The following is a 25704-nucleotide window of genomic DNA, read 5'->3' as shown; positions in this document are numbered from 1 at the left end:
GTTTCGGGCGTGTGCCTTCACGCATCAAGCCAGCAGGTTCATCGGCGCGCGGATTATGCGCCATCGGGCGCCTGACCGGTACGCGCCAGATCAGGAACACGTGCTTCCATGATGCAGCACCGCCAGCAAGCAGCCCGCAGCGTTTATCATGTGCTGCCGGGCGCCCCGACTTCTCAGACGTGAGTTTAACGGACTTCCGCCCCGATCCGGCCCCAATTCAGCACCCCGAAGCTGGCATGAACCTGACAAGACCCGAAGTGAGCCCCGATGTTGCCCGTACCTGCTGACCATAGCCTGCCTGAGCGCTGGCGTACCGAAATCGCTACCCGTCCGGGCTGCGGCAAACCTGTTCTGGCCTGGCTGGAGCTGGATCTGGATGCGCGCCTGCGATTCGCCTCAGGGCTGGTCCTGATCACCGCCAGCGAGCTGCTGGCGTGCACGCCCGAGGCCAGCTGGCAAAGCTGGCCGCTCAGGGGAACACTGGCCCTGCGCCACACCGACCACGCTGGCGTGGGCTGCCTGGAGCTGCTGGACACCAACGGACGGATCGCCCACTGGCGTTTCACCCTGAGCCAGAACCTCGCCGCCCTGCGCGTGATCAGCGAATTCGAGCGCCAGACCGAAGCCCTGCGCACCGGCCAGGCCCCCAAGACGCCGGATGAAGAAATCTGCGCGACCTGCAAGGCCCCGCTGCCCCCGGGCGAAGACGAATGCCCGATCTGCGCCCGCGAGCTGCACGAAGCCCCGTCGACCTGGACACTCTTCCGCCTGTGGCGCTTTGCCAAACCCTACCGCTGGCAACTCGTCGCGGGTTTCGCGCTGATGACCGGCGCCACCGCCGCGACACTGGTGCCGCCCTACCTGACCATGCCGCTGATGGACAAGGTGCTGATCCCCTATCAGAACGGCAAGCCGATCGACACCCGGATGGAGATCATGCTGCTGGCCGGGCTGTTTGGCGCGGCCATGCTGTCCTGGCTGCTCGGCTGGGCCAAGACCTACATCCTCGCGCTGGTCTCCGAGCGGATCTCGGCCGACCTGCGCACCACCACCTATGAACACCTGATCAAACTCTCGCTCGAGTATTTTGGCGGCAAGCGCACCGGCGACCTGATGGCGCGCATCGGCTCGGAATCCGACCGCATCAGCGTGTTCCTCTCGCTGCATGCGCTGGATTTCATCACCGATGTGCTGATGATCGCCATGACCACGGCAATCCTGTTCTCGATCAACCACTGGCTGGCCATCGTCACCCTGCTGCCGCTGCCGCTGATCATGTGGATGATCCACACCGTGCGCGACCGCCTGCGCACCGGTTTCGAAAAGATAGATCGCGTCTGGGGTGAAGTCACCAACATCCTTGCCGACACCATCCCTGGCATCCGGGTAGTGAAGGCTTTTGCGCAGGAAAAACGCGAAACGCAGCGTTTCCGTGAAGCCAACGCCCATAACCTCGCCGTGAATGACCGGATCAACAAGACCTGGTCCCTGTTCTCGCCCACCGTCACGCTGCTGACCGAGATCGGCCTGCTCGTGGTGTGGGCCTTCGGCATCTGGCAGGTCTCGCACAACGACATCACCGTCGGTGTGCTGGTCGCCTTCCTGGCCTACATCGGGCGCTTCTACACCCGGCTGGATTCGATGAGCCGCATCGTCTCGGTCACCCAAAAAGCCGCCGCCGGCGCCAAGCGCATCTTCGACATCCTCGACCACGTTTCCAGCGTGCCGGAGCCCGTCAAACCCGTGCCCCTGCCCAGCGTGCAAGGCAGCATCCAGATGCGCGACATCGGTTTCCGCTACGGCAACCGCTCGGTGATCCGCAATCTATCGCTGGACATCCAGCCCGGCGAAATGATCGGCCTGGTCGGCCATTCCGGCTCTGGCAAGAGCACGCTGGTCAACCTGATCTGCCGCTTCTACGACGTATCGGAAGGCGCGATCATGATCGATGGGGTGGACATCCGCAGCGTGGCGATTGCGGACTTCCGTCGCAACATCGGGCTGGTGCTGCAGGAACCCTTCCTGTTCTTCGGCACGATTGCCGAGAACATCGCCTACGGCAAACCGGATGCGACCCGCGCCGAGATCATCGCCGCCGCCCGCGCAGCTCACGCCCATGAGTTCATCCTGCGCCTGCCACAGGGCTACGACTCCATCGTCGGCGAGCGCGGTCAGGGCCTCTCCGGCGGCGAACGCCAGCGCGTGTCGATTGCCCGCGCGCTGCTGATCGACCCGCGCATCCTGATCATGGATGAAGCCACCTCGGCCGTGGATACCGAGACCGAAAAGGAAATTCAGCGCGCGCTCGACAACCTCGTGCAGGGCCGCACCACCATCGCCATCGCCCACCGCCTGTCCACATTGCGCAAAGCTGATCGCCTCGTCGTCATGGATCGTGGCCAGATCGTCGAGGTTGGCAACCACGACCAGCTGATGGCCGCCGAAGGGGCCTACTGGCGCCTGTATCAGGCCCAACTGCGCAATGCCGAACAGAATCTGCTTGAAGGAGGCGAATGATGGGCGCCCCGCGGGAACTCATTTCACAGCCCTCGGTGGGTGCGCTGCCACTGTTCCGGGAGGCAGGGCAAGGCGCGAGGCGCGCCGTGTGGTGTGGCCACACAAGCAACGAGCAACGCAGCAATGCGCCCGGAACAGTGACGGCCCTTCGGGTTGGGTCGGAATGCGGCGCCCGCTTCCCCATGCTCGTCGCAAAGGGGAACCACCCTTTGCTTCCTCACACGGCTCGCGGTTCATCCGCATTCCGGCCCAACGCATCCCACAGAGGACTGTGAAATGAGTTCCATCAATTTTTCACTTGAGCGCAACGCCTTCGGCCAGCTCGTGCTGACCGATGCCGATGGCGTGCGCCATGAAGGCATCACGCCGGTGCGTGCCAATCCGATCTCTGCGCCGCTCGAAGGCATCGCCCTGATGAGTACGGACGGCCACGAAGTCGCCTGGATCGAGTTGCTGGCCGGGCTACCGGCAGAGCTGCGCGCCCTGATCGAGGAAGAACTGGGTGCTCGTGAATTCATGCCCGAGATCAAGCGCCTGAACAAGGTCTCCAGCTTCGCCACACCGAGCACCTGGGATGTCGAAACCGATCGCGGCACGGCCAGCTTCGTACTCAAGGGTGAAGAAGATATCCGTCGCTTGCCCGGCGGTATCCTCCTGATTGCCGACGCGCATGGCATTCAGTTCATGATCCGCAAGCTCGCTGATCTGGACCGCCACTCGCGCAAGCTTCTGGATCGTTTCCTATGAAAAACACCATCACCGCATTCCTGCTGGCCGTTGCGGCCGGCACCGCCTTCGCGGCACCGGCACAACAACTGGCCTGTCATTACACCTACGGGGGCGAGACGAAAAGCCTGTTCCAGCCCAGGCTGGCCAGCGTCCCCGACGCCTACCGGGTGGCGCCCACTGCCATCGGTTCCTACTTCCTGTTCCGGCCTGTGTTCGAGCCCGGCATGGTGAAGCTCTACACCTATGCCGACCATCCGGATGGCCCGGTGCTGGTCCATCAGGCGTCCTATCCGCTCGCCGAAGCCATGGAGGCACACGGCCGCCCCGGCTTCACCGGCATGCAGCGCGTCTACGAACCGATTCGTGACAGCGAATTACGCTACTGGTGCGAGATCCAGCCCGCCGAGGAACAACCATGAGACGCCTCCTGCTCAGCCTGCTTCTCGCCACCGGCGCCGCTCAGGCGGCCGACACCGTCACGCTGGTTTTCGGTGGTGACGTGATGCTCGACGAAGGCCCTGGCAAAGTCATTGCTGACGGCGGTGACCCGCTCGCCCCGCTCGGCAAGCTGCTGTCGCGCAGCGATTTCCGCATTGCCAATCTCGAAGCGCCGATCTCCAGCAAGGGCAAACCCAACCCGAACAAGATCTATACCTTCCGCGCAGTCCCGAACGCGGCCAAATTGCTGCGCAACCGTTTCACAGCCGTCTCGCTGGCCAACAACCACTCCGGTGACTACGGCCACCCGGCACTTCTGGAAACCATGAGCCTGCTCGACGAGGCCGGGGTTCGCCACTTCGGCGCCGGGCGCAACCTCGCCGAAGCCCACACGCCGCTGTGGCTCGAGAAGAACGGCCTGAAGATCGCGGTGCTCGGCTACAACGAGTACAAGCCGCGCAGTTTCGAGGCCGGCCCGACCTGGCCGGGGATTGCCTGGAGCGAAGACAGTCAGGTCCTCGGTGACATTCGTGCGGCCAAGACGGCCGGTGCCGATCTGGTCATCCCCTTCATGCACTGGGGTTGGGAAAACGAACCCTCGCCCAGCGCCCGCCAGCGCGAATTTGCCCAGCAGATGATCGACGCCGGTGCCGCCGCCGTTGTCGGCGGACACCCGCACTGCACGCAAGGCACCGACATCTACAAGGGCGCGCCGATCATCTACAGCCTGGGTAATCTTGTCTTCGATGGTTTCGACACCAAGGCCGGGCGCACGGGCTGGCTGCTGCGGATGACGCTGGACAAACAGGGCGTGGCCGACTGGATGATCGACGAAGTTCGCATCGACAACACAGGCACCCCGCACCCCTCGCCCGACAAACGCATGCCTTGTGCGAAGCGCGGCGACAAGAACGTGCGGGTGTGTTCGACGAAGTGAGGCGGCGCGCTCGATGAAAACGCTCCGCGTCCTGCTGCAACTCATCATTCTGGGCGCTGGCGGGCTCACGCTGGCAGCACTCATCACTCACCCGGCGGCAGATCTCGTCACGATCGGCGGCTTTCTGGGGTTTGTGTTGTTCCTTCTCGCCCTGACACTAATGCTCAAGGAAGAGACCGAAGCACGCCTGACGCCTGGCCGGACGCGGAGCGGGCAAGCTTTCGGCGTCGCTCTTTACCTGCTCGGCGCATTCGGCTTTTGCTATGGGGCAAGCTTCCTCACCGGCAGCCAGGCCTTGCCGGATGGTCAGGGCAGTTGTCGCGCCATCTGCCGCCTCGTGCTCCTGGCATCGCAGACCCTCGGCGACACCGGCGCACGATTGCTGGCATTCAGCCTGTGGTCCGGCGCCGGATTGTGTCTCTGCTGGCTTGGCTACAAGGTAAAGCGCGCCCAGGCGTGATGCCCGGCCTGCTCGAATCCCCGCGCGAGCTGCGCCGCCCGTGGAAGCTCGTCACCCTCGCCCTTGGCCTGGGCTGGCTGATCTACGGCGCGCTGTTTTACGAGATCGGCGACTGGGACATCGGGGTGAGCCTGATCATGGCCGGGCTGACCTGCCTCACCGCCGCGCCCTCGGCGCGTGCTGTGTTGCGCCGCGACTGGCGCAAGCTGCCGCTGATCCTGTTCTGGTGGTGGTTCGCCGTGGATGGCAGCTATCTGCTGTGGCACACCACGGTCGGCAACCCGGTCTACCGTGAGGCGAATTTCTACGCCTCCACCTGCCTGTACTGGCTGTGCGGCTTCATCTGGCTGCCGCGCTGCACACTGCGCGAATTGAAAAACTTCCGCAGCATCCCTCTGTAGACCCGCTCCCTGCCTTGTTCTCCAGCCAGCCATACTGGAGAGCGAGGTAAGTCGCGGCGCTCAGGGCTGGCTCTCTGCAGAGGTCCGCCCGGCGCCCCACTCGTCCAGCGGTCTGCACGACTGAAATACAGGCCGGGTAAGATCCGCTCTCCGGAATCACTGAGCCATCACCATGACCCGAAAAATCCTTCTCCTCAGCGTATCGGCCGGTGCCGGTCATGTGCGTGCCGCCGAGGCGATCCGCGCCGCGGCACAAGGCGCCGAGGCACTGGAAGTGCGCCACCTCGACGTGATGGATTACGTGCCGGCCGGCTTCCGCAAGCTGTATGCCGACACCTATCTGAAACTGGTAGCGAAGCTGCCCGCGGTGTGGGGCTATCTGTATCAGGCCAGCCACGAGGCCGAGCCGGACAGCACCGGCGAGAAAATCCGCCGTGGCGTGGAGCGCCTGTCGACCCGCCCCTTGCGCAAAGAGATCGCCGCCTTCAAGCCGGACGCCATCGTCTGTACCCACTTCCTGCCCGCCGAGATGCTCGACCGCATGCTGCGCCAGGGCGACATCGCCTGCCCGGTGTGGGTACAGGTGACGGACTTCGATCTGCACCGCATGTGGGTGCACGAACACATGGCCGGCTACTTCGCCGCGAATGATGAAGTGGTGTTCCGCATGCGCGCGGCGGGCATTCCGGCACAGAACATCCATCTCACCGGCATCCCGATCATGCCGGCCTTCGGTGAGCCACTGGACCGCGCGGCCTGCGCCGCCGAGTACGGCATGGCCCCGCAGCGCACGACCGTGATGCTGATGGGCGGCGGCGCCGGCATGGGCAGTCTGGATACCGTGGCGGAGAGCCTGCTCGCGATTGGCGGCGACTTCCAGCTGGTGGTGCTGGCCGGGCGCAATGCGGCGGCACTGGCCGCGTTGCAGGAGATGGCTAAACGCTATCCGGGCCGCCTCTTCCCGCAAGGCTTCACCGACAAGGTTGAGCGCCTGATGGCCTGCGCCGATCTGGTCATCACCAAGCCGGGCGGGCTGTCGACCTCGGAATGCCTGGCCATGGGCAAGGCCATGATCCTGAATTCACCGATCCCCGGCCAGGAAGAGCGCAACGCCGACTACCTGCTGGAACAGGGCGTGGCGCTCAAAGCCTGTGACGCCGTAACGCTGGAATACCGCGTACGCCTGTTGCTGGAAGATCCTGCCCGGCTCGCCGACATGTGCCGCAAGGCCCGTGCGCTGGGCCGACCGGACGCGGGCAAAGCGGTGCTCGCCAGGGTGGTCGGTCAATGAATCCCACACTGCCTGCACGCCCCTGGCAACTGGCCTTGCTGATCGGCTGGGTGGCGCTCGTCGCCACCTTCTTCGCTATGGTCGAGGTGCAGATCGAGGGCGCCGCTGGCTGGGCCGCCAATCTGCCGACCTGGCGCATCGAGAGCCACTGGCTGCTGGACATCTTCTGGGGCGGCCGGCCGATGACCGGCTACCACGCCTGGGTGTTCTCCTTCATGGCACTGATCTTTCACCTGCCACTGGCCTTCTTCGCGCACTGGTCGCTGCGCGCCGAGGCACGGGTGATCGCCTGCATCATGCTGTTCTGGATCATCGAAGACTTCCTGTGGTTCGCCTTCAATCCGGCCTACGGCCTCGCGCATTTCAACCCGGCAGATGTGGTCTGGCACAAGCACTGGTTCCTGTTTGCGCCCACCGACTACTGGCAGTTCGTCGGTGTCGCCGCCGTGCTGCTGTGGTTCTCGAGCCGCCCCAAAAAGGAAAAGGCGCATGCGTAAATTCGCGTTGCTGCTTGCCGTGCTGACCAGACTGAGCAGCGCCGCCGAAATCGATCCGGCCAGCCTCAGCGAAGCCCGCATCACCACTATCGAGCTGCCCACCAGCGGAGCGCCGGGCAAGACCTGGCAGGCCGGCACGATCATCGCCGCGCCGATGCCCAAGCTGTGCGCGCTGATTCAGGACTACGCGAGCTACCCGACCTTCATGCCGAACATGGCCAAAGCCGTGATCATCAAAGCAGACGCCGACGGCACACAGGCCGATTTCACCCTGAGCCTGCCACTGGGCAAGACCAAGCAATACCGCCTGCAGATGAGCCCGGCCGTGAACGCACAGAGTTGCCGCCTCGCCTGGAAGATGCTGCCCCGCCCCGACCTGAAACCGGACCAGACCATCGCCGACACCCGTGGCTACTGGCTGCTCACGCCCTTGCCCGCCGACCCGGCGAAAACCGTGCTGCGTTATCAGGTGTATTCCGACCCCGGCAGCGTGCCCGTCGGGCTGGGCTGGATCGTGGACATGCTCGGCAAGGACAGCTTGCCCAAGACGCTGGAAGCCGTACGCAACCAGGTGAAGAGCCGCGTCTGACGGCCATCCGCGAAGACCATGCCTGTCGAGGCGCTACAACATTGACTCCTCAGGCACACCCCCTGAAGACCCTTGCCAGAAGCGGCTCCTGGAAGGTCTGATCAGCCGTTGTTGTTATTATTGTTGTTGTTATTGTTATTGTTGTTATTGCTGTTGCGCTCCTTGTCCTTGCCGTTCTTCGGCGTCGCACCCAGCGCCGCCGCCGAGCCGAGCGCAAGTCCGGCGGCGCCCAGCATCACCAGCTTGCCGCCGCCCTGCCAGGCATCCGTATCCAGCGCGGAGATTTCGCGGCCATTACTCCAGATCGGCTGCGTGGCCGTGGCGCCATTGGCGGGCAGGCTTTCGCGCATTTTCCCGCTCTGGTAGCAGTACAGGCCACCGCCGTTGAATACCACGTAGTCATCCTTGCCACCGCTGGCGAGGCGCTTGACGATCTTTTCCTCGACCGCCGTGCGCGCCGCATCATCGGGCAGACCTGCGGCATTCAGGAACTGTTCGATCGTGTAGGCAATTTTCTGCAGATCACGGGGATTCATGAGACGGGATCCTCTGCGGACAGGTAGTGGAATTCAAGATTCTGGAACGGCAGGTTGACGGCCTGCACGTGGTAGAAGGCATTGTTGCGCTGCTTCTGGTAATGGTAGTCGCGCAGGTATTGCGTGGTGACGAACAGGTTGTTCGCCACGCCGCGCTGATACAGGTGCCGGTGCATCGCCAGCAGATGCGCGAGCGCCAGGCTCGCGTGCGTCTCGCCGAAACGCTCGCTCGGCTGCAAGCAATCGGCATAGCACTGATAGGTGTAGAGATGTGCCTGCTTGGTCCGCTGTTCGTCGCCATAAACCACTGGCGTGTCGCGCAGCACCTGCAGGTACACGGTGTTGCGTACCGGCTCGGCGCACGCCGCCAGCAGGATGTCGCGACGCACATGCAGGGTCAGCGCCTCACCCTCCGCCAGCGTGAAAATCCGGCGACGCGGCTTGAGCAACTGCGAATCGAGCGCCAGCAGCTCGCCATCAGCAAACTCCAGCACGAACGCCGCCGGATCATAGAGCGCCTGCAGCAGCGGATCTGCAGCGATCAGGGCGTCCAGCGTGTTCTTCGCTTCGGCCAGATCATTCGGCACACGGAATTCCGGTGGCGCAGGCGGGGCTGGCAGCTCGTCCGTCAGCAGCAAAGCCGGATGCATGCCGGCCGCGTATTCGCGCGCCTGCTCACGCTGCGTGGCCGCATCAACCGCGGCCGGGAACGACACCGGATGATCGCGGTAAATCAGCTTCTGCACCCCGCAGGTGTAGGACTTGGCAGCCGCCTGCTGATGCTTCACCACCGGGCAGCCGGTGTGGCACAGGCCGAGATGACCGCAGCTGCGGCAATCACTGTCGAAACCGTGCGCCTGATGGATCGCGCTGATCTTGCGGGCGCCGTTATCCAGTACCGCGTCGACCGGATCACGCAACAGATTGCCGTAATGAAATTCCTCGATGCCCTGCCCGCGCACGCAGGAATACACCTCGCCATCGCTCTGCAACAGGTAGAAGCGCTCGCCGCAGTTGAAGGCATTGGTGCAGTAGCTGGGCTTGAATTCGTCGAACCAGTTACGCCGCAAGCCCTCTTCCAGTTCGGTGCCGGTGAACGCGGTCTGGAGCTTCTCGTACAGCGCCATCTGCTGGGCCGAGGAGACCGGCTCGAAGCTGTCGCCACAGCGTGCCGCGTCGTTCAGGCGCGAGCCGAAGGCAAACATGATGTTGAAGTTGTTCATGTCGAAACCCAACTCACGGTGGATGAACCAGATGTCGGCGATAAAGGCATCGATGTCCGTCAGATGCTCGGCACACAGGGTGGCGGAAATCTTCTTGGCATGCGGGTAGCGGGCAAGCAGGCGCAGGTTGTCGTGGGTGCGGTCCAGCCACACCTTGCCGCCGCGGGTCAGGCGATGTTTGGCATGCATGGCCAGCGGCAGATCGATGCTGGCGCTGACGGAAACCTTGTGGCGGTCCAGCAGCTCGTACAGGCTGGCGAACTTGTAAAGATTGGTCTTGATGTGCGGGGCGGATTTCTTGTGGCCCAGTGCGCTGATCGCGTCGAAATGCTTGCGGTAGTGGCCACGCACCAGCGTGAACAGCTGGTCCAGCACGGGGGCGGGCAGCGTTGTCACCTCGCCGCCATGCAGGGACAGGTTGAAGGCCAGCACCCCCGCCTCCTCCAGCCGCTGCAGGGCCGTCTGCAGGCTCGCCACGGCGCGCGTGGCATCCTCCTTCAGCGCCGCCTGCGTGGTCTGCTCACCGAGATAGCAGTAGCTGCAGCTGAGGTTGCAGCACAGCGTCGGCACGTAGAGCAGGTGAATGTTGCGCGAGAATTCCATGCTATCGCTGCGTCTTTCTGGTTCCGGGCCGGTTGGCGCGAAGAGCGGTTTTCTCAGGCGCAGCCCCGGGCGGACTTTTCTTCCGGCGACGTGGCTGCTCGATTTCCTTCCAGGTGGCCGCAGGCACCAGCGCCCGAAGATTCTCCCTGATCAGGCTGGCAGCTGCGTCAAAACGCTCTGCGGCCTTTTCATCCTGCCGTCGCCCCAGCACATAAAACCAGTCCTGCCTGATCTTGAGGCAAGCGCCAGCCTGTGTCTGCAGTGTCAGCTGCTTGCCGCACGCCAGCACGGCTTCTCGGATATTGCGGTAGTACGCGATCTGTCCGTTGCAGATCACATAGCGCGGGCCGATGCGCAATGTCCCCATCAATCGCGCCTCGCCAAACACTAGGCCCGAAACCGCTCCGAACAAGCAGGAGATCATGACAGACAGGATGGTTCCGGTAGGCCAGGCATCCGGGTCCGGCAGGCGCCCGGGCGCCAGAAACATGAGCAGCACGACGCCCAAGGGCACCAGCAACAAGGCCAGGAAGAAAGCATTGATTGCCGCGCGGAAGGCCAGCAACACCCAATGCAGCTGCGGTGTCTTATAACGAAACCGCCGGAATTCCCGTGCTGCCTCTGCTTTGGATTTCTTCATGCATCGCCTTCGGGAAGCGGCATGCTCACGCCAGTTAACTGGACATCGGGGGCCTGCGCCTGCACCCGCCGGAGAATCAGCGCGCTCGCCTTGTCAAATTTGGCGCGGGTGTTGCGCTCGATCTTGTCGGCCTTGCGGGCACCCGTGGGGAACCGCTCCTGTTCGATGCGCAAGGGCGCGCCGGCACTGCCGTACAGATCCAGCACTCCCTTGGCGCTGCTCGCCACGCGGCTCAGGTTGCGGTAGTACAGAATCGTGTTGCCGCAGATGAGATAACGTGGGCCGATCATCAGACCGTTCTCCGCGCTGCGCCCCCACAGCTGCCAGGCACCGATGGCGATCAGCATAAGCCCGAGCGGAAACAGGAAAAAGAACGTCAGCACGCCGGCAGCAAAGAAGCCAAGTGCCCACAGCAGGCGTCCGCGAGACGCGCTTGTGCGCTGCCCGTGCTTGTACTTGTAAACCGCGAAATCCTCGCCTGCCATGTGCAAGCCCTCGCCGAAAAACCAGCCTCCACGCTAGCAGAGTCCTGATGCATGTGCCATCGCGGCAGCATCCATCCGGGCGGCAGTCGATGAACGCGCAAGCGCCCTGCGTGCCTGCCTGAAGAGCAGCCTCCAGCATGCTTGTGCAGCATGCCATGCCGGGGATCCAGTCAGGGCGGCCCTCACCGCATAGCCTGCTTGAAGAACGCCGCCAGATGCGGCTCTTCAAGCAGGCCGGTCTGCCGCTCAGGCTTCCAGTGCGAGCAGCTCGGCCATGGTCTGGCGGCGGCGGATCAGGCGGGCTTGCCCGCCGTCGAGCAGCAGCTCGGCGATCAGCGGACGGCTGTTGTAGTTCGAGGACATGCTCGCGCCGTAAGCGCCGGTGTCGTGCAGCACCAGCAGATCGCCGACCTGCGCGGCGGGCAGGCTGCGCGTTTCGACCACGCCGCCTTCGGCCTGGGTGAACACGTCGCCGGATTCGCACAGCGGACCGGCGACCACGCTGTCGCGCAGCGGGCGGGCAGCTACATCTGAACCATCGCGCGACACCACGCTGATGGCGTGGTAGCTGCCGTACATGGAGGGGCGCACCAGCTCGGTGAAGCCGGCGTCGACCAGCACGAAGTGATTGCTGCCCACGTCCTTGGTGGCGCGCACTTCACTCAGCAGCAGGCCGGACTCGGCGACCAGATAGCGACCCGGCTCGATCTCCAGCTTCACCGGATGGCCGAGATGGGCTTCCACTTCCTTGCGCGCTGCGTCCCACAGGCCGAAGTAGTGGGCGGTGTCGATCTGCGCGTCGTCTTCGCGATACGGAATCGACAGGCCGCCGCCGGCCGAGATGGCCTCGATGTCCTGCCCGGCATCCTTGACCAACTGCACCATCGCGCCGCAGACCTGCTGCAGGTGGCCGTAATCCACACCGGAGCCGATGTGCATATGGAGTCCCACCAGCTTGAGGCCGTATTGCGCGATCACCGCCAGCGCCGCCGGCAGGTCGGTATGCCAGATGCCATGCTTGCTGTGCTCGCCGCCGGTGTTGGTCTTGTTGCTGTGGCCGTGGCCGAAGCCCGGGTTGATGCGCAGCCAAACGCGGTGGCCCGGCGCCTTCGCGCCGAGCTGGCGCAGCATGTCGATCGAGCCGGCATTCATCGGAATCTCTTCACGCACGACGAGATCCAGCGTCTCTTCGGTGGCCAGGTCCGCGGTGAACACGATCTCGCTCTTGCCTTCTTTCGAGGTGAAACCAGCGGCCAGCGCGCGGGCGATCTCGCCAGGCGACACGGCATCCACCACCACGCCTTCTGCGCGCATCAGGCGCAGGATGTGGGTGTTCGAGCAGGCCTTCTGGGCAAAACGGATGTGATCGAAGGCGCGCAGCGCGGCGATGCGCTCGCGAATGATCGCGGCGTCGTAGAGCCACAAGGGCGTGCCGAATTCGGCGGCGAGCTGGTTCAGGCGGGAGTGATCGAGGGGCTTGAGCATGGCAAAAATCCGGTGAGCTATTGAGCAAGGTTGCAGGCGCAGCCTGTGGCTGCGTCGCTACCTGAATGGCCGCATCGTGCCAGCCGCCATTAATTCAGTAAAATGCTTTTATTCACACAATCAATCCATTCCTGATATGAGCATCGAACACCGCCACATCGAGATTTTCCGCGCCGTGATACAGGCCGGCAGCGTCACCGGTGCGGCGGCACTGCTGTACACCTCGCAGCCAACGGTCAGCCGCGAGCTGGCCCGGTTCGAAACTTTGCTGGGCTTTGCCCTCTTTGACCGGGTGCGCGGCCGCCTCAAGCCGACCGCTCGCGCGCTGGCCCTGCATGAGGAAGTGCAACGCTCGTATATCGGGCTGGAGCGTATCCTCGCCACGGCCAGCGGTCTGCGTGAGTTTGCCGCCGCCAGCCTCGCCATCGTCTGCGTGCCGGCGTTTGCCCAGGCACTGCTGCCGGGCGTGTGCCGGCGCTTCCGGGCGCAGCACGCCAGCGTGGGGCTGGCGATCACCCCGGCAGAATCACCCTGGCTGGAGGAATGGCTCTCGGCGCAGCGCTTCGATCTGGGCCTCACCGAGCAGGACAGCGCGCCACCCGGCACCACGCTGGAAGTGCTGCTGGAGGCTGACGAGGTCTGCGTGCTGCCCGCCAGCCATCCACTGACCGCCAAGCCGGTGCTGATGCCGCAGGATTTCGCCGGTCAGCCCTTCATCAGCCTCGCGCCGGGCGACCCGTATCGCGTGCAGCTGGATGCCGTGTTTCACGAGCATGGCGTGGCGCGCCAGCAGCTGCTGGAAACGCAGACCGCCGCCTCGGTCTGCGCGCTGGTACGCGAGGGCTTGGGGCTCGCCATCGTGAATCCGCTGACGGCGCTGGAGTACGCGGCACATGCGGAAAGCGGGCTGGCGCTGCGGCGTTTTGGCGTGTCCATCCCGTTCCGGGTCAGCGCGGTGCGCCCGGCCTACCGGCCGTCGACGCCGCTGAGCGATGCATTCCTGACGGCCCTGCGCGCCGAAGCCACCGCGCTCCGGCAACGCCTCGGCGATCAATGATGCATGCTCGCAGACCCTCGCTGGACGGGCATCTTCAGGCACACATGGCGCTCAGCCAATAAACACGCGCCCCTGCAGACCCCCTGTCCGCTCAGGCCCACCAGAAGGGGGCCTTCAGCCTGCCGCTCACACATCATGAATTTGCTGAGCGCCGCGCTGGCGCAGCATGGCAAGCAACTCATCCATGCTCGCAGCGAGCTGTTCAGCCAGCCCGAGACTGTCCTCGCGGCCCTCGCGAATGCTCTGTTCGACCTGGATGGCCAGTTCGTGCAAGGCCGGGGCTTCGACATTGCCGGCAATGCCCTGCAAGGTGTGGGCTATGCTCTTGATGGTTTCGACATCGTAGGCACGCGCCGCATTGCGCAGCGTATGCGGCGTCTCCGCATGCGTCCGCAGGAGAATGGTGAACAGTTTCTCGGCGAATTCGCCACGCCCCCGGTAGCGTTCGGACAGGGCGGCCCAATCGATCAGTTCGCTGGTACAAGCTCGCGTGACGGGCGTCGATAAGGGCGGCGATACGTGCTGCAGGATGGTGGCGATCAGGATGTTGCAATCAATCGGTTTGGAGATATGCGCCACCATGCCCGACGTCAGGCAGCGCTGCCGCTCCTCGGGCATGGCATGCGCGGTCAGGCCGATCACCGGCAGACCGGGCTGGCGCAGCCGCACCTGCTGGGCCAGTTCGTAGCCGTCCATGACCGGCATCTGGATGTCGGTCAGGATCACATCGAAAGCGGGCACGTCCGGCTTGTCGAGCAGCCCCAGCGCCTGCTGCCCGTGCTCGGCAAAAACGACCGTGGCACCTTCGTTTTCAAGCATGTCATCGAGCACGATGCGGTTGAGCTCCATATCCTCCACGGCCAGAATCCGCAAGCCTGCAAGACGCTGATTCCCCATGGGCACGATCACCGCGGCGCCATCGGGCAGGACTTCGCGCAAAGGCAGACTGAGAACGAACACGCTGCCTCGCCCGGGAGCGCTGTCCACCGTGATGTCGCCGCCCATCTGGCGCGCCAGATTGCGACTGATGGTCAGCCCCAGCCCGGAACCGCCGAATCGGCGGGTGGTCGAGGCATCGGCCTGCTCAAAGGGCTGGAACAGACGCACTATCTGCTCGGCACTCATGCCGATACCGGAGTCAGCCACCTTGAACAGGATGCGCTCATCATCCCGCGCCAGAGACAGGACGATGCGGCCTTGCTCGGTGAATTTGACTGCATTGGAGAGCAGGTTGATGAGGATCTGCTCGATGCGCAAACGATCGCCTTCCACCCATTCCGGCATGTCCGTGCCATGTTCGGCAAACAGATGCAGGCCCTTGGCGCGGGCACGCTCGGCAACCAGCTTGAGCGCCTCTTCGACACAGACACCGAGACGGAAGGGGCGCAACTCGATCAGCAGCTTGCCGGCCTCGATGCGCGAGAAGTCGAGAATGTCGTTGATCACGCCCAGCAGGTGCTCGCCGGCTTCAAGAATCTGGGCCGCCGTACGACCGGATTTGCGGCCGTCGTTTTCACGCATGATCATGCGCGCCAGACCCAGCACGGCATTCAAGGGCGTGCGGATCTCATGACTCATGTTCGCCACGAATGAACCCTTGGCCCGGCTGGCCGCCTCGGCCGCTTCCTTGGCCTCCGCCAGCTGGGCGGTACGCTCGGCGACCATCAGTTCCAGGTGATCGCGGTGGCGCTCCAGCTCACGCTCGACCAGCTTCTTGGCCGTGATGTCTTCCTTGATCGCCAAGTAGTGGGTGATCGTGCCGTCAGGCTGGCGCAGCGGCGCAAAGAAGCCGTATTCAATGTAGATTTCGCCATCCTTGCGCCGGTTGATCAGCTCGCCCTGCCAGGGCAGCCCCCGCGACAATGCCTGCCACAGGCCGACGTAGGTTTCCGGCGGAGTCTGGCCGGACTGCAGGAAGCGCGGATTACGCCCGCGCACTTCGCCGGGCGTGTAGCCGGTGATGCGTGTGAAGGCTTCGTTGACGTATTCGATCTCGGCAGCAGCGTTGGTGATGATCACGTTGTTGGGGCTTTGCTCGACCGCCAGCGACAGTTTGCGCGCCGCCTCTTCGGCAGTACGCCGGGCCGTAATATCCTGCCCGACCCCGCGATAGCCGCGAAACGTTCCATCCTGTGCGTAGTAAGGCAGCCCGCTGACCGACAGCCACAGCAGGCTGCCGTCTGACTTGCGGGCGTGATATTCGACATTGCGGAAAGGCTCGCGGCGCACCAGCCGGCTGAGCAGCTCGGCGCGCACGGCAGACTGGTTGAGAATCACCAGATGGCTCAGATCGATGCGTGTCTTGCCCAGCAAGCCCGCCGGCGACACCCCGACGATGGCGGCAAAGTTGTCCGAAAAATAGGAGAAGCGCAGATCCGCGTCCATTTCCCAGAACCAGTCGGCGGAGCTTTGCGAAAAATCGCGAAACCGTTCTTCGTTATCATGGATCGCAGCCTCGGCACGCTGGCGCTCCATGATCGCATCGCGAAAACGCTGCAAGGCATTGGCCATGCGGCCAAACTCGTCGTCGCGCTGCACAGGGGGCAGAGCAATCCCGGTCTGTCCCGCTGCCAGCTGGTCCAGCCCGCGGGTGATTTCGCCCAGCGGCCGGGTAATTGAGCGAAACGCCCACAAGGCCGCCAGCACCGTGCCGACGGCCACCAGCAATCCGCTCAGCAGGATCTCCAGCGCACCCTTGTAAAGTTCGGCATCCAGCGATTTGCGCGAAAACGCCAACTGGATATTACCCACCTCCAGTAAGCGCTTCCCGTCCTGATAGGCAATCGGCCGTCTCAGCGTCAGCAGCAGCTCGCTGGCCTGTACCTCGGCTCCGGTGTCTACCACCACATCGCCGTTGCTGTCCGTTACCCGCACCCAGCGGATATCGGTATGCGAGCCCAGCGCCTTGACGGCCAGTGCCACCGCCAGCGTATTGAAATCAAACATCGGCTGGGCAAGGGACTCTGCCATCAGATTAGCCAGCCCCTCGGCGCGCTCTTTCTGCGCAGCCTCCACCGTATGCACATGGCGCAGGTATTGCAGGCCGGTATACAGGGCGACCATGACGGTAATCGCAGCAACCGTTGCGATTACCAGACGGAAACGGAAACTCCCCTGCCATCGTCCGACCAAACCCAGCCGCATCGTTTCTCCCATGCGTGAGGCCCGTGCCGGATGTCCGGCACGCAATCTGCTATTGCTGCTTTTCCAGCGCCGTTTCGCCAGCATCGGGGAATTGCGCGATGCACGTAGCGGCTTGATGTTGCAGCCCGCCACGAACGAATCTCCGCTACAGATGATGCGACACTTCAGTCAGCACCTGTGTAGCAAAGTCTCCCGCACTGCGACATAGGCCTTCTCTCCCGCCGGAGTCCGCTTCAGGATAGTCCGGCAACACGGCTCCCGCCGGGAAAGCTGCGTGGCACGACACCGCAATCAGGCGGGCTGCCGACCGATCCAGGCGCGCAGTTCATCCAGCGGCATCGGTCGCCCGAAGAGATAGCCTTGCGCCTCGGGGCACCCCATGCGACCGAGCAGCATGGCCTGATCTTCGGTTTCCACGCCCTCGGCAATCACCTCCTTGCCCAGGCGCCGCCCCAGCTGGATCACCACCCCGGCAATGCTGGCATCCGCGTCGGCCTCATTCAGATCGCGGACAAAGGCCTTGTCGATCTTCAGCCGATCCACCGCCAGCCCCTTGAGCTGGGCCAGCGAAGAGTAGCCCGTACCGAAATCATCGATGGCCAACTGAATCCCCATTGCGTGCAGTGCATCAAGCGTCTCGCGGACGTAGACCGTATCTTCCATCGCAATCGATTCGGTGATTTCGAGTTCCAGACAACGGGCATCGATTCCCGAATCGGCAATGATGCATTTGAGCTCCTGCAGGAACGCTGGATGGCGGAACTGGATGGCCGAAACATTGACCGCCATGCGCAGACGGGCATCTCCCTCGCGATGCAAGCTGGCGAGAACTCCGCAGGCTTCACGCAGCACGAAGAAACCGATTTCGCGGATCAGCCCGGATTGCTCGGCCACCGGAATGAAACGGTCCGGCCCGATCGGCTCGCCACTCTCGGTACGCCAGCGCACCAGTGCCTCCAGACCGATCAGGCGGCGATCACCCAGCGCGATCTGCGGCTGGTACACGACAAACAAGCCTGCCGAACGCAGCGCCATCCGCAAACCGTTGAGCAGATTAACGCGCTCATGAGTCTGTCGTGACAGATCCGGCGAATACCAGGCCAACTGACCACGCTGGGTCGTCTTGGCAGTACGCAAAGCCTGAAACGCGGCCTCCAGCGCCGCAGCCCCATCACTGGCCTCGACTTCGACCAGGCGCGTCAGGCCGATCGTGACCGACACCATGGTTTCCTGGTCCAGCACCGAAAGCGGCGTGGCAAACAGGGGCAGCAGTTGTTCTGGCGTGACCCAGTCGCTTGGACCAAACACCGCGAAGATGTCTGCGGACAAGCGCGCCAGCATGGCCTTGCGCTGCACGCTCGCTTCCAGACGCCCTGCCATGGCCTGCAGCAATGCATCACCGAAAGTCTGTCCGAGCGCTTCGTTGATCTCACCAAAACGGTCGATGTCGATCAGGGCCAGGGTCATTTGCGCCTGAGTCCCATCAGCATAGTGCGCTTCAACCAGTTCGTTCAGGCAGCGCCGGTTAGGCAAGCCCAGCAGACGGTCGAAGAAGGCATCGTGGTGCAGGCGCCCCAGCAACAGACGGTTATTGAGACAGGCCGAAAAATGCGCGACAAAGATTTCCAGCACACTGTCGTCCACCAGGCGACGCGCCTGGGGAAGCGCGTCCAGATATAAAACCAGCATGCCGCCATCCCGCCCCGGAATGCTCAGGGCCACGCCTGTCGCCCCCCATTCGGCCTGACGGCTCTCAAGGCTGCGCAGACAGCAATTGCGGATATCCTCGCCCAGACTTGTCAGTGCCTGTCCGGTCCGGGCGCGCCATTCGCCGCTTGCAGAGACCACCTGCAATTCTGCAATGCTGGAGCCCGGATGGTGCAGCAGGGTCAGACCGCTGCTCTCGATCTGCAGCAAGCCGGAAAACAGCTCCAGTGCGCCTTGCGCAAAGGTGGCCTCGTCAGCCTGACTCATCAGCACATTGCCGGCCTGAATGATCCGGCGCAATTGCTGGCGGCTGGCCTCGATGCTGCGGATCTGCCGATAGGTCCGGATTGCCGAGGCCAGGCAGGTGTAGATGTGGTTGCGCGTCAGCTCGGACTTGGTACGGTAATCGTTGATGTCGTAATCGCGGATCGCGGCGATTTCCGGAGCGAATCCGGGCTGCCCTGTATGCAGGATGATGCGGGTATCGGCCAGACCGAGATCCACCCTGATGGCTCGCACCAAGTCCAGACCAGCCTGCTCATGCTCCATCACCACATCCAGCACGATCAGGGCTACATCGCGCTCACGCGCCAGCAATTCGCGCGCCTCACGTGCCGAATACGCATGCAGCCATTCGATGCGCCCCCCTTCAACCATGAGGTTGTTCATGGCAAAAACCATGGATTGGTGAACACCCTCGTCGTCATCCACGATCAGACAGCGCCAGTGCAGCACTGACGCGGCGTCATCAGGATGTGCGGGACCTTCCTCGGCAAACAGGAAGGGCTCGTCCAGTTGCAGATCGTGTTGAGCTGTCACACGGGAACCCAGGTCAATGATCGGGAATGCAGCAGATTCGACTCACTACGTAGACGGCATGTACCCCGTCTTTCTGAATGGTCACACAGCCTTGGCAAAGCAGCAATCAGGGAAATCTGGCGACAACCCTGCTGCACAGCAGCACCGACAGACCAGCACGCACAACAAGGAGGCGTTGGTCTATTTGGCAAGCCTGCCGCAAAGCCGGTACCTGCGGGCCTCTTCAGCAACAAAAAAAAGGGCCGCTTGCGCGACCCTTTTTCTGTTACCTGCTGACGGCCTGATTACAGCCCGGCCGCCGCGCGCAGCGCCGCAGCCTTGTCGGTCGACTCCCAGGTGAATTCCGGTTCGGTACGACCGAAGTGACCATACGCCGCCGTCTTCTGATAGATCGGACGCAGCAGGTCGAGCATCTGCACGATGCCCTTCGGACGCAGATCGAAATGCTCGGCCACCAGCGAAGCAATCTTCTCGTCGGCGATCACGCCGGTACCGTTAGTGAACACGGTCACGTTCATCGGCTTGGCCACGCCGATGGCGTAGGCGACCTGCACCTGGCACTCGCGCGCCAGGCCAGCCGCCACCACATTCTTGGCCACATAGCGGGCGGCGTAAGCGGCCGAACGGTCAACCTTGGACGGATCCTTGCCGGAGAATGCGCCGCCGCCGTGCGGGCAAGCGCCGCCGTAGGTGTCGACGATGATCTTGCGACCGGTCAGGCCGCAGTCGCCTTGCGGGCCACCGATGACGAAACGGCCAGTCGGGTTCACGAAGTAGGTCGGATTCTTCAGCAGGGCCGCCGGAATGGTGGCCTTGATGATGTCCTCGATCACGGCTTCGCGGATGGTTTCCTGCGACACATCCGGCGCGTGCTGGGTGGACACCACGACGGTGTCGATCTCGACCGGCTTGCCATCCACATAGCGGAAGGTCACCTGGCTCTTCGCATCCGGGCGCAGCCAGGACAGACGACCGTCCTTGCGCAGCTCGGCCTGACGCTGCATCAGCCGGTGGGCGTAGTAGATCGGCGCCGGCATCAGCTCGGGCGTTTCGTCGCAGGCATAGCCGAACATCAGGCCCTGGTCACCAGCGCCCTGGTTCAGGTAGTCGTCATTGGCATGGTCGACGCCCTGGGCGATGTCGTTGGACTGCTTGTCGTAGCAGACCATGACCGCGCAGCCCTTGTAGTCGATACCGTACTCGGTGTTGTCGTAGCCGATGCGGCGGATCGTGTCGCGGGCGACCTGGATGTAATCCACATGGGCGTTGGTAGTGATTTCACCGGCCAGCACCACCAGACCTGTGTTGCAGAGGGTCTCGGCGGCCACGCGGGAGCGGGGATCCTGCGCGAAGATTGCGTCGAGGATCGCATCGGAAATCTGGTCAGCGACCTTGTCCGGATGACCTTCCGAAACGGATTCGGAAGTGAAGAGGTAATCATTGGCCATGTTGGCACTCCACAAAATCAAAAACCCCGGATATTCGTCGGCGCGGCCGACTCCGGGGTTTCGAGTGGTCGACGCTTTAGCAGAATTTGCCGGCACGGCCTGCGCCCTGCCACCGCCCTGCAAGTTGTCTTTAACTCGGCGGTTCGGGGATTATAGGTAGCCGCCCTTATAATGCAAGCGTCTATCGCCCGCACTGCCCGTCCGTGTCTCTGAACTCATTGCTCCCGCCGTTGTTTCGCCTCCTGGGGCGCTGCTCCCTCCCCACCCTGCACCGGCTGGGAGGCTTGGCCGGACTGGCCACTTTCTGGCTGTCCGGCAGCTACCGGCGGCGTCTGCTGGAAAATCTGGCGCGCGGACTGGGGCGCCAGCCCACCACCGCGGAGCTGCATGCAAACGCTCGCGAAACCGGCCGCATGATGCTGGAACTGCCCTTTGTATGGCAGCGCCCAGTCGCGGAGGTCATGGGGCACCTCGTCGAAGTCATCGGCTGGGATCTGGTTGAAACGCTGCGCGCAGAGGGCGTCACCGTCATCGCGCTAACCCCGCACATGGGCTGCTTTGAAATCGCCTCGCTGTACTTCGGCACTCATCTCCCCATGACTGTGCTGTACCGCCCGCCCAAACAAGCCGGTGTCGAACCGATCCTGCGCGCCGGCCGCGCGCGCGGGCAGCTCTCGCTGGCCACGGCCGATCTGGCAGGCGTGCGCAGCATCATCAAGGGGCTGCGCCAAGGCATCGCCACCGGCCTGCTGCCGGATCAGGCACCCGGCAAAGGCGAAGGTCTGTGGGTGCCGTTCTTCGGCAAGCCGGCCTACACCATGACCCTGGCGGCGCGCCTGTCGGAAGTGAAGAACACCCGTGTGCTGCTCTTCTGGGGCGAACGCATCACCGGCAAAGGCTGGCGCCTGCATATCATGGCGCCGCAGATGCCGATTGAAGGCTCGCTCGAAGAGCGTGCTCACGCCATCAATCGCGAGGTTGAACACCTGATCCGCCAATGCCCCACGCAGTATCTGTGGGGCTACAACCGTTACAAAGTCCCGGCGGGTGCCAACCCGCCACCCGCTGAATCCACCGAAAACACATGACCCGCATTTTTCTCGCTTTCCTGTGGCTCTTCCACTGGCTGCCCTTGCGCGTGCAAGCCGCCTTCGGCTGGCTGCTCGGCCATCTGCTGTACGTGCTGGTGGCTCCGCGCCGCCGGGTGGTGCTGACAAATCTGCGCCTGTGCTTTCCGGAGCTCTCCGAAACGGAGCGACGCAAGCTGGCCCGCCGCAATGTCGTCGCCGTCACCCGTTCCTTCCTTGAACGCGGCATGGTCTGGTGGGCCTCCGAGGCGCGCATCCGGCGCAATGTCGAGCTGCGCGGGCTGGAGAAACTGCAGGCCCTGCAGCGCGAGGGCCGCGCCGTCATCGTGCTGATCCCGCATTTCACCAATCTGGATGTCGGCAATCGCCTGGCCATGGAGGTCGACTGCGTCAGCGTGTATTCCGCGCAGAACAACAAGCTGCTGGAAAAAATGCTGCTCCACGGCCGCACCCGCTTTGGCAACCAGCACCTGCTGTCGCGCCAGGAAGGCATTCGCGGCGCGGTCAAGGCGCTCAAGACGGGTCGCCCGCTGTACTACCTGCCGGACATGGATCTGGGTCCGCGCGACTCGATCTTCGTACCCTTCTTCGGCGTTCAGACCGCCACCGTGCCGGGCCTGCCACGCATCGCGAAACTCGCCAAAGCTGCGGTAATCCCGCTGATCATCCTTGCCAAGCCGGATGCACAGGGCTATGTCTGCGAATTTGGCGAAGTTTGGGAAAATTTCCCCAGCGACGACCCGGACGCCGACACGGCCCGCATGAACGCCTTCATCGAAAGCGAAGTCCGCAAGGCGCCCGAGCAGTATTACTGGGTGCACAAACGCTTCAAGACCCGCCCGCCGGGCGAGCCGAAGCTTTACTGAGGTCTGTGGAGTGATGGCCGGAAAACCCCTACTGACAAGGATTTCCGGCAAGCCCACCTCAAAACCCACGCAGGACAAGGCTCTTCAGTCCCCATTCCTGAAGAAGCCCGCCAGATACGCCTCTCCACCCCCTCCACAGATCGGGCCTGCACCTTGCCCATGAAACGCCGGCATTCACCCGGCACTCGCGCTGCCGTACTCAGCACCGCCGCCACATGCGGCGATATACTCCCGCCATGAAGCTCAAATTCACCAAGATGCACGGTCTGGGCAATGATTTCGTCGTGATCGACGCAATCAATCAGGCCATTTCAATGACTCCGGAACTGGCCAGGGCGCTGGGCGACCGGCGTTTCGGCGTCGGCTGCGACCAGCTTCTGATCGTCGAGAGGGCAACACAGCCGGGCGTGGATTTCCGTTACCGCATCTTCAATGCGGATGGCAGCGAAGTTGAGCAGTGTGGCAATGGTGCGCGCTGCTTCGTGCGCTTCGTGGTCGACAAGCAGCTCACCGCCAAGACCGAAATCCGCGTCGAAACGAAGTCCGGCATCATTGCACCGCATCTGAATGATGACGGGCTGGTGACGGTGGACATGGGCGTGCCGGAACTCACCCCTGCGCGCATCCCCTTCGTATCGGAGTCCGATGCCGTGGTGCAGCCACTGGAGGTAGACGGCCAGGTGCTGGCGATCACCGCCGTGTCGATGGGCAACCCGCACGCCGTGCAGGTGGTCGCCGATGCCGACACCGCACCGGTCGAGCAGCTCGGCCCGCGCATCGAACATCACCCGCGCTTCCCGGCGCGCGTGAATGCCGGTTTCATGCAGGTGGTGGATGAACACAGCATCCGCCTGCGCGTCTTCGAGCGCGGCGCGGGTGAAACGCTGGCCTGCGGCACCGGCGCCTGTGCCGCCGTGGTAGCCGGCATCCAGCGTCAGTTGCTGGTCTCGCCAGTGCGTGTAGCAACCCGTGGCGGCGAATTGTCGATAGCCTGGAACGGCCCCGGCACACCAGTGCTGATGACCGGCCCGGCGGTCAGCGTATTCGAGGGCGAGATCGAGGCACGCGCCTGACTCCCCACCTCCCACTCCCGACTTCCCGGACAAAACCATGAACGCACAAGACATCATCACTTTCTTCCAGGCGCACCCGGAGTTCTTCGACGAGCATCCGGATCTGCTCAACCAACTGACCGTGCCGCATCCCATGAACGGACAGGCCATCTCGCTGACCGAGCGCCAGCTGCTGACCCTGCGCGAAAAGCTGGCCCAGGTGCAGGGCAAACTGGCCGAGCTGGTGAGCTTCGGCGAAGAGAATGACGTGATTGCCGAGAAGGTCCATCGACTGACCCTCTCCCTGCTGCTGGCAGAAAGCTTCGAGGCGGTTAACTTCGCGGTGTACAACCACCTGCAGGAAGACTTCGCGGTGCCGCATGTGGCGCTGCGCATCTGGAACAGCATCCTCAAGCGCCCGGTACCGGAATTCATCGAGGTCAGCGAAGAGCTGCGTTTCTTCGCCGCCGACCTGCGCCAGCCCTACTGTGGCCCGGCGGCACCGCATGGCGAAATTCTCGGCTGGTTCGGCGAGAACGGCGCCTTCCTCGAATCCATCGCGCTGATCCCGCTGCGCCGTGATGCACAGATTTTCGGCATGCTCGCGCTCGGCTCGGAGGACCCGCAACGCTTCTTCCCCGAGATGGGCACCATGTACGTGGAGCGCATCGGCGATCTGGTGGGCGCAGCAGTGTTGAAACAAATCGGGTAAGGCCGCGCCGGGCCCTGGGGAAACAAAAGACGCGACGATGCCCAAACCCTCCACGCCCCCCACCCGGCAAGCAGCTCCCGCCAACCAGGATCCGCTCACGCCAGAGGCGCAAGCCTGGCTGTCCTATCTCGGCACGCAACGCCGCGCCAGCCCGCATACTCTGACCAGTTATCAGCGCGATCTGGGCAAGCTGCAGACGCTCTGCTCCGGTCGCATGCTGGCCGAGATCAAACCGGCCGACATCCGCCGCTTCGTCGCCAAACTGCATGCCGGCGGGCTGGAGGCGCGATCGATTGCGCGCACCCTGTCATGCTGGCGCGGGCTGTTCCGCTGGCTGCTGGCGCGTGGTCAGCTTGCCGCCAATCCGGTGCTCGGCATCCGTCCCCCCAAGGCCGGCAAACCGCTGCCTAAAGCGCTCTCAGTGGATGCCGCCAGCGCACTCCTTGATGCCACGCCAGAGGATGTTCTGGAGATGCGCGACATCGCCATGTTCGAGCTGTTCTATTCCTCCGGCCTGCGTCTGGCCGAACTTGGCGGACTGGATCTGACCGGCACCTGCAGCATCGCGGAAGGCGAAGTCACGGTCTTCGGCAAACGCAGCAAGACACGCCGCGTGCCGGTCGGCGGCAAGGCACTGGAAGCCCTGACAAGCTGGCTGGAAGTGCGTGCCACGCTGGCAGCCCCTGATGAGGTCGCACTCTTCGTCAGTCAGCGCGGCGCTCGCCTCTCGCTGGGCATGATCCGGGCCCGGCTGGCCCGCTGGGCCCGAGAGAAAGGCGCGCCGCAGCACGTCCATCCACACATGCTGCGCCACAGCTTCGCCTCGCACATGCTGCAGTCATCCGGCGACCTGCGGGCAGTACAGGAACTGCTTGGCCACGCCAGCATCCGCAGCACGCAGGTTTACACCCACCTCGACTTCCAGCATCTCGCAAAAATCTACGATGCCGCGCATCCGCGCGCAAAGAAGAAGGCCTGAG

23 protein-coding genes are annotated in these 25704 nt (G+C 63.6%); 15 read left to right on the top strand and 8 right to left on the bottom strand.

Translation table 11 applies throughout. The features are described from left to right. Positions 1–267 precede the first annotated feature (267 nt). The 9 genes from Q9Q94_RS07585 to Q9Q94_RS07545 all read left to right on the top strand — a co-directional run bounded on the left by Q9Q94_RS07585 (position 268) and on the right by Q9Q94_RS07545 (position 7859). Positions 268–2517, top strand: coding sequence for an ABC transporter ATP-binding protein (locus Q9Q94_RS07585; protein WP_305979421.1), 2250 nt, complete (start codon positions 268–270; stop codon positions 2515–2517). Positions 2518–2793: 276 nt separating this feature from the next. Further along, a complete protein-coding gene (locus Q9Q94_RS07580; RefSeq protein ID WP_305979420.1) occupies positions 2794–3264 on the top strand; it encodes a DUF1854 domain-containing protein in 471 nt (156 codons plus the stop codon). Next, positions 3261–3665: a hypothetical protein gene (locus tag Q9Q94_RS07575; RefSeq protein WP_305979419.1), complete on the top strand. Its 405-nt coding sequence runs from the start codon at positions 3261–3263 to the stop codon at positions 3663–3665. Before Q9Q94_RS07580 ends, Q9Q94_RS07575 begins: the two co-directional genes overlap by 4 nt. Beyond that, the gene (locus Q9Q94_RS07570; protein WP_305979418.1) at positions 3662–4621 is read left to right on the top strand and encodes a CapA family protein; all 960 of its coding nucleotides are present in this window, start codon (positions 3662–3664) and stop codon (positions 4619–4621) included. The genes Q9Q94_RS07575 and Q9Q94_RS07570 overlap by 4 nt, the downstream gene beginning before the upstream one ends. A 13-nt stretch (positions 4622–4634) precedes the next feature. Further along, positions 4635–5081: a hypothetical protein gene (locus Q9Q94_RS07565; RefSeq protein ID WP_305979417.1), complete on the top strand. Its 447-nt coding sequence runs from the start codon at positions 4635–4637 to the stop codon at positions 5079–5081. After that, positions 5081–5482: a hypothetical protein gene (locus Q9Q94_RS07560; RefSeq protein WP_305979416.1), complete on the top strand. Its 402-nt coding sequence runs from the start codon at positions 5081–5083 to the stop codon at positions 5480–5482. Before Q9Q94_RS07565 ends, Q9Q94_RS07560 begins: the two co-directional genes overlap by 1 nt. Positions 5483–5654: 172 nt before the next feature. Next, positions 5655–6773 carry a glycosyltransferase gene (locus tag Q9Q94_RS07555; protein ID WP_305979415.1) on the top strand — a complete coding sequence of 373 codons (1119 nt, stop codon included), beginning with the start codon at positions 5655–5657 and terminating at the stop codon, positions 6771–6773. Further along, positions 6770–7270, top strand: a complete 501-nt coding sequence (locus Q9Q94_RS07550; protein WP_305979414.1) for a hypothetical protein — start codon at positions 6770–6772, stop codon at positions 7268–7270. The genes Q9Q94_RS07555 and Q9Q94_RS07550 overlap by 4 nt, the downstream gene beginning before the upstream one ends. Beyond that, positions 7263–7859, top strand: a complete 597-nt coding sequence (locus Q9Q94_RS07545) for an SRPBCC family protein (RefSeq protein WP_305979413.1) — start codon at positions 7263–7265, stop codon at positions 7857–7859. Before Q9Q94_RS07550 ends, Q9Q94_RS07545 begins: the two co-directional genes overlap by 8 nt. 101 nt (positions 7860–7960) lie before the next feature. Here Q9Q94_RS07545 and Q9Q94_RS07540 read toward each other — a convergent pair whose 3' ends face one another. From Q9Q94_RS07540 to lysA, 5 genes are all read right to left on the bottom strand, one after another. Then, complete coding sequence (locus Q9Q94_RS07540; RefSeq protein WP_305979412.1) at positions 7961–8395, bottom strand: hypothetical protein; 435 nt, start codon at positions 8393–8395, stop codon at positions 7961–7963. Next, positions 8392–10221 (bottom strand): radical SAM protein, encoded by a 1830-nt coding sequence (locus tag Q9Q94_RS07535; RefSeq protein WP_305979411.1) that lies wholly within the window; start codon positions 10219–10221, stop codon positions 8392–8394. The genes Q9Q94_RS07540 and Q9Q94_RS07535 overlap by 4 nt, the downstream gene beginning before the upstream one ends. A 1-nt stretch (position 10222) precedes the next feature. Beyond that, positions 10223–10861, bottom strand: a complete 639-nt coding sequence (locus Q9Q94_RS07530; protein WP_305979410.1) for a hypothetical protein — start codon at positions 10859–10861, stop codon at positions 10223–10225. Continuing rightward, positions 10858–11346: a hypothetical protein gene (locus tag Q9Q94_RS07525; RefSeq protein ID WP_305979409.1), complete on the bottom strand. Its 489-nt coding sequence runs from the start codon at positions 11344–11346 to the stop codon at positions 10858–10860. Before Q9Q94_RS07525 ends, Q9Q94_RS07530 begins: the two co-directional genes overlap by 4 nt. A gap of 246 nt (positions 11347–11592) precedes the next feature. After that, a complete protein-coding gene (lysA, locus tag Q9Q94_RS07520; protein WP_305979408.1) occupies positions 11593–12831 on the bottom strand; it encodes a diaminopimelate decarboxylase in 1239 nt (412 codons plus the stop codon). A gap of 136 nt (positions 12832–12967) precedes the next feature. On the opposite strand from lysA, the gene Q9Q94_RS07515 reads away from it, so the two are divergent. After that, positions 12968–13888: a LysR family transcriptional regulator gene (locus Q9Q94_RS07515; RefSeq protein ID WP_305979407.1), complete on the top strand. Its 921-nt coding sequence runs from the start codon at positions 12968–12970 to the stop codon at positions 13886–13888. 126 nt (positions 13889–14014) lie between these two features. Here Q9Q94_RS07515 and Q9Q94_RS07510 read toward each other — a convergent pair whose 3' ends face one another. From Q9Q94_RS07510 to metK, 3 genes are all read right to left on the bottom strand, one after another. Then, positions 14015–17044: a PAS domain S-box protein gene (locus Q9Q94_RS07510; RefSeq protein WP_305979406.1), complete on the bottom strand. Its 3030-nt coding sequence runs from the start codon at positions 17042–17044 to the stop codon at positions 14015–14017. Between the two features lie 279 nt (positions 17045–17323). Continuing rightward, entirely contained in the window at positions 17324–19558 is a 2235-nt protein-coding gene (locus Q9Q94_RS07505; protein ID WP_305979405.1) for an EAL domain-containing protein, read from the bottom strand. A gap of 284 nt (positions 19559–19842) precedes the next feature. Continuing rightward, a complete protein-coding gene (metK, locus tag Q9Q94_RS07500; protein ID WP_305979404.1) occupies positions 19843–21006 on the bottom strand; it encodes a methionine adenosyltransferase in 1164 nt (387 codons plus the stop codon). Between the two features lie 203 nt (positions 21007–21209). Between metK and Q9Q94_RS07495 the strand changes: the two genes are divergently transcribed. From Q9Q94_RS07495 to xerC, 5 genes are all read left to right on the top strand, one after another. Next, entirely contained in the window at positions 21210–22094 is an 885-nt protein-coding gene (locus tag Q9Q94_RS07495; RefSeq protein ID WP_371929821.1) for a lysophospholipid acyltransferase family protein, read from the top strand. Beyond that, a complete protein-coding gene (locus Q9Q94_RS07490; RefSeq protein WP_305979403.1) occupies positions 22091–22960 on the top strand; it encodes a lysophospholipid acyltransferase family protein in 870 nt (289 codons plus the stop codon). The genes Q9Q94_RS07495 and Q9Q94_RS07490 overlap by 4 nt, the downstream gene beginning before the upstream one ends. A 236-nt stretch (positions 22961–23196) precedes the next feature. Next, entirely contained in the window at positions 23197–24033 is an 837-nt protein-coding gene (gene dapF / locus Q9Q94_RS07485; RefSeq protein WP_305979494.1) for a diaminopimelate epimerase, read from the top strand. Between the two features lie 37 nt (positions 24034–24070). Then, positions 24071–24724: a DUF484 family protein gene (locus tag Q9Q94_RS07480; protein ID WP_305979402.1), complete on the top strand. Its 654-nt coding sequence runs from the start codon at positions 24071–24073 to the stop codon at positions 24722–24724. Between the two features lie 37 nt (positions 24725–24761). Further along, a complete protein-coding gene (xerC, locus tag Q9Q94_RS07475) occupies positions 24762–25703 on the top strand; it encodes a tyrosine recombinase XerC (protein WP_305979401.1) in 942 nt (313 codons plus the stop codon). The last annotated feature ends 1 nt before the right edge of the window (position 25704 follow it).

This window comes from Uliginosibacterium sp. 31-16, from assembly GCF_030730865.1.
Classification (GTDB): Bacteria; Pseudomonadota; Gammaproteobacteria; order Burkholderiales; family Rhodocyclaceae; genus Uliginosibacterium.
The sequence above is the reverse complement of the archived record's forward strand: the minus strand, read 5'-3'. Positions and strand labels throughout refer to the sequence as shown.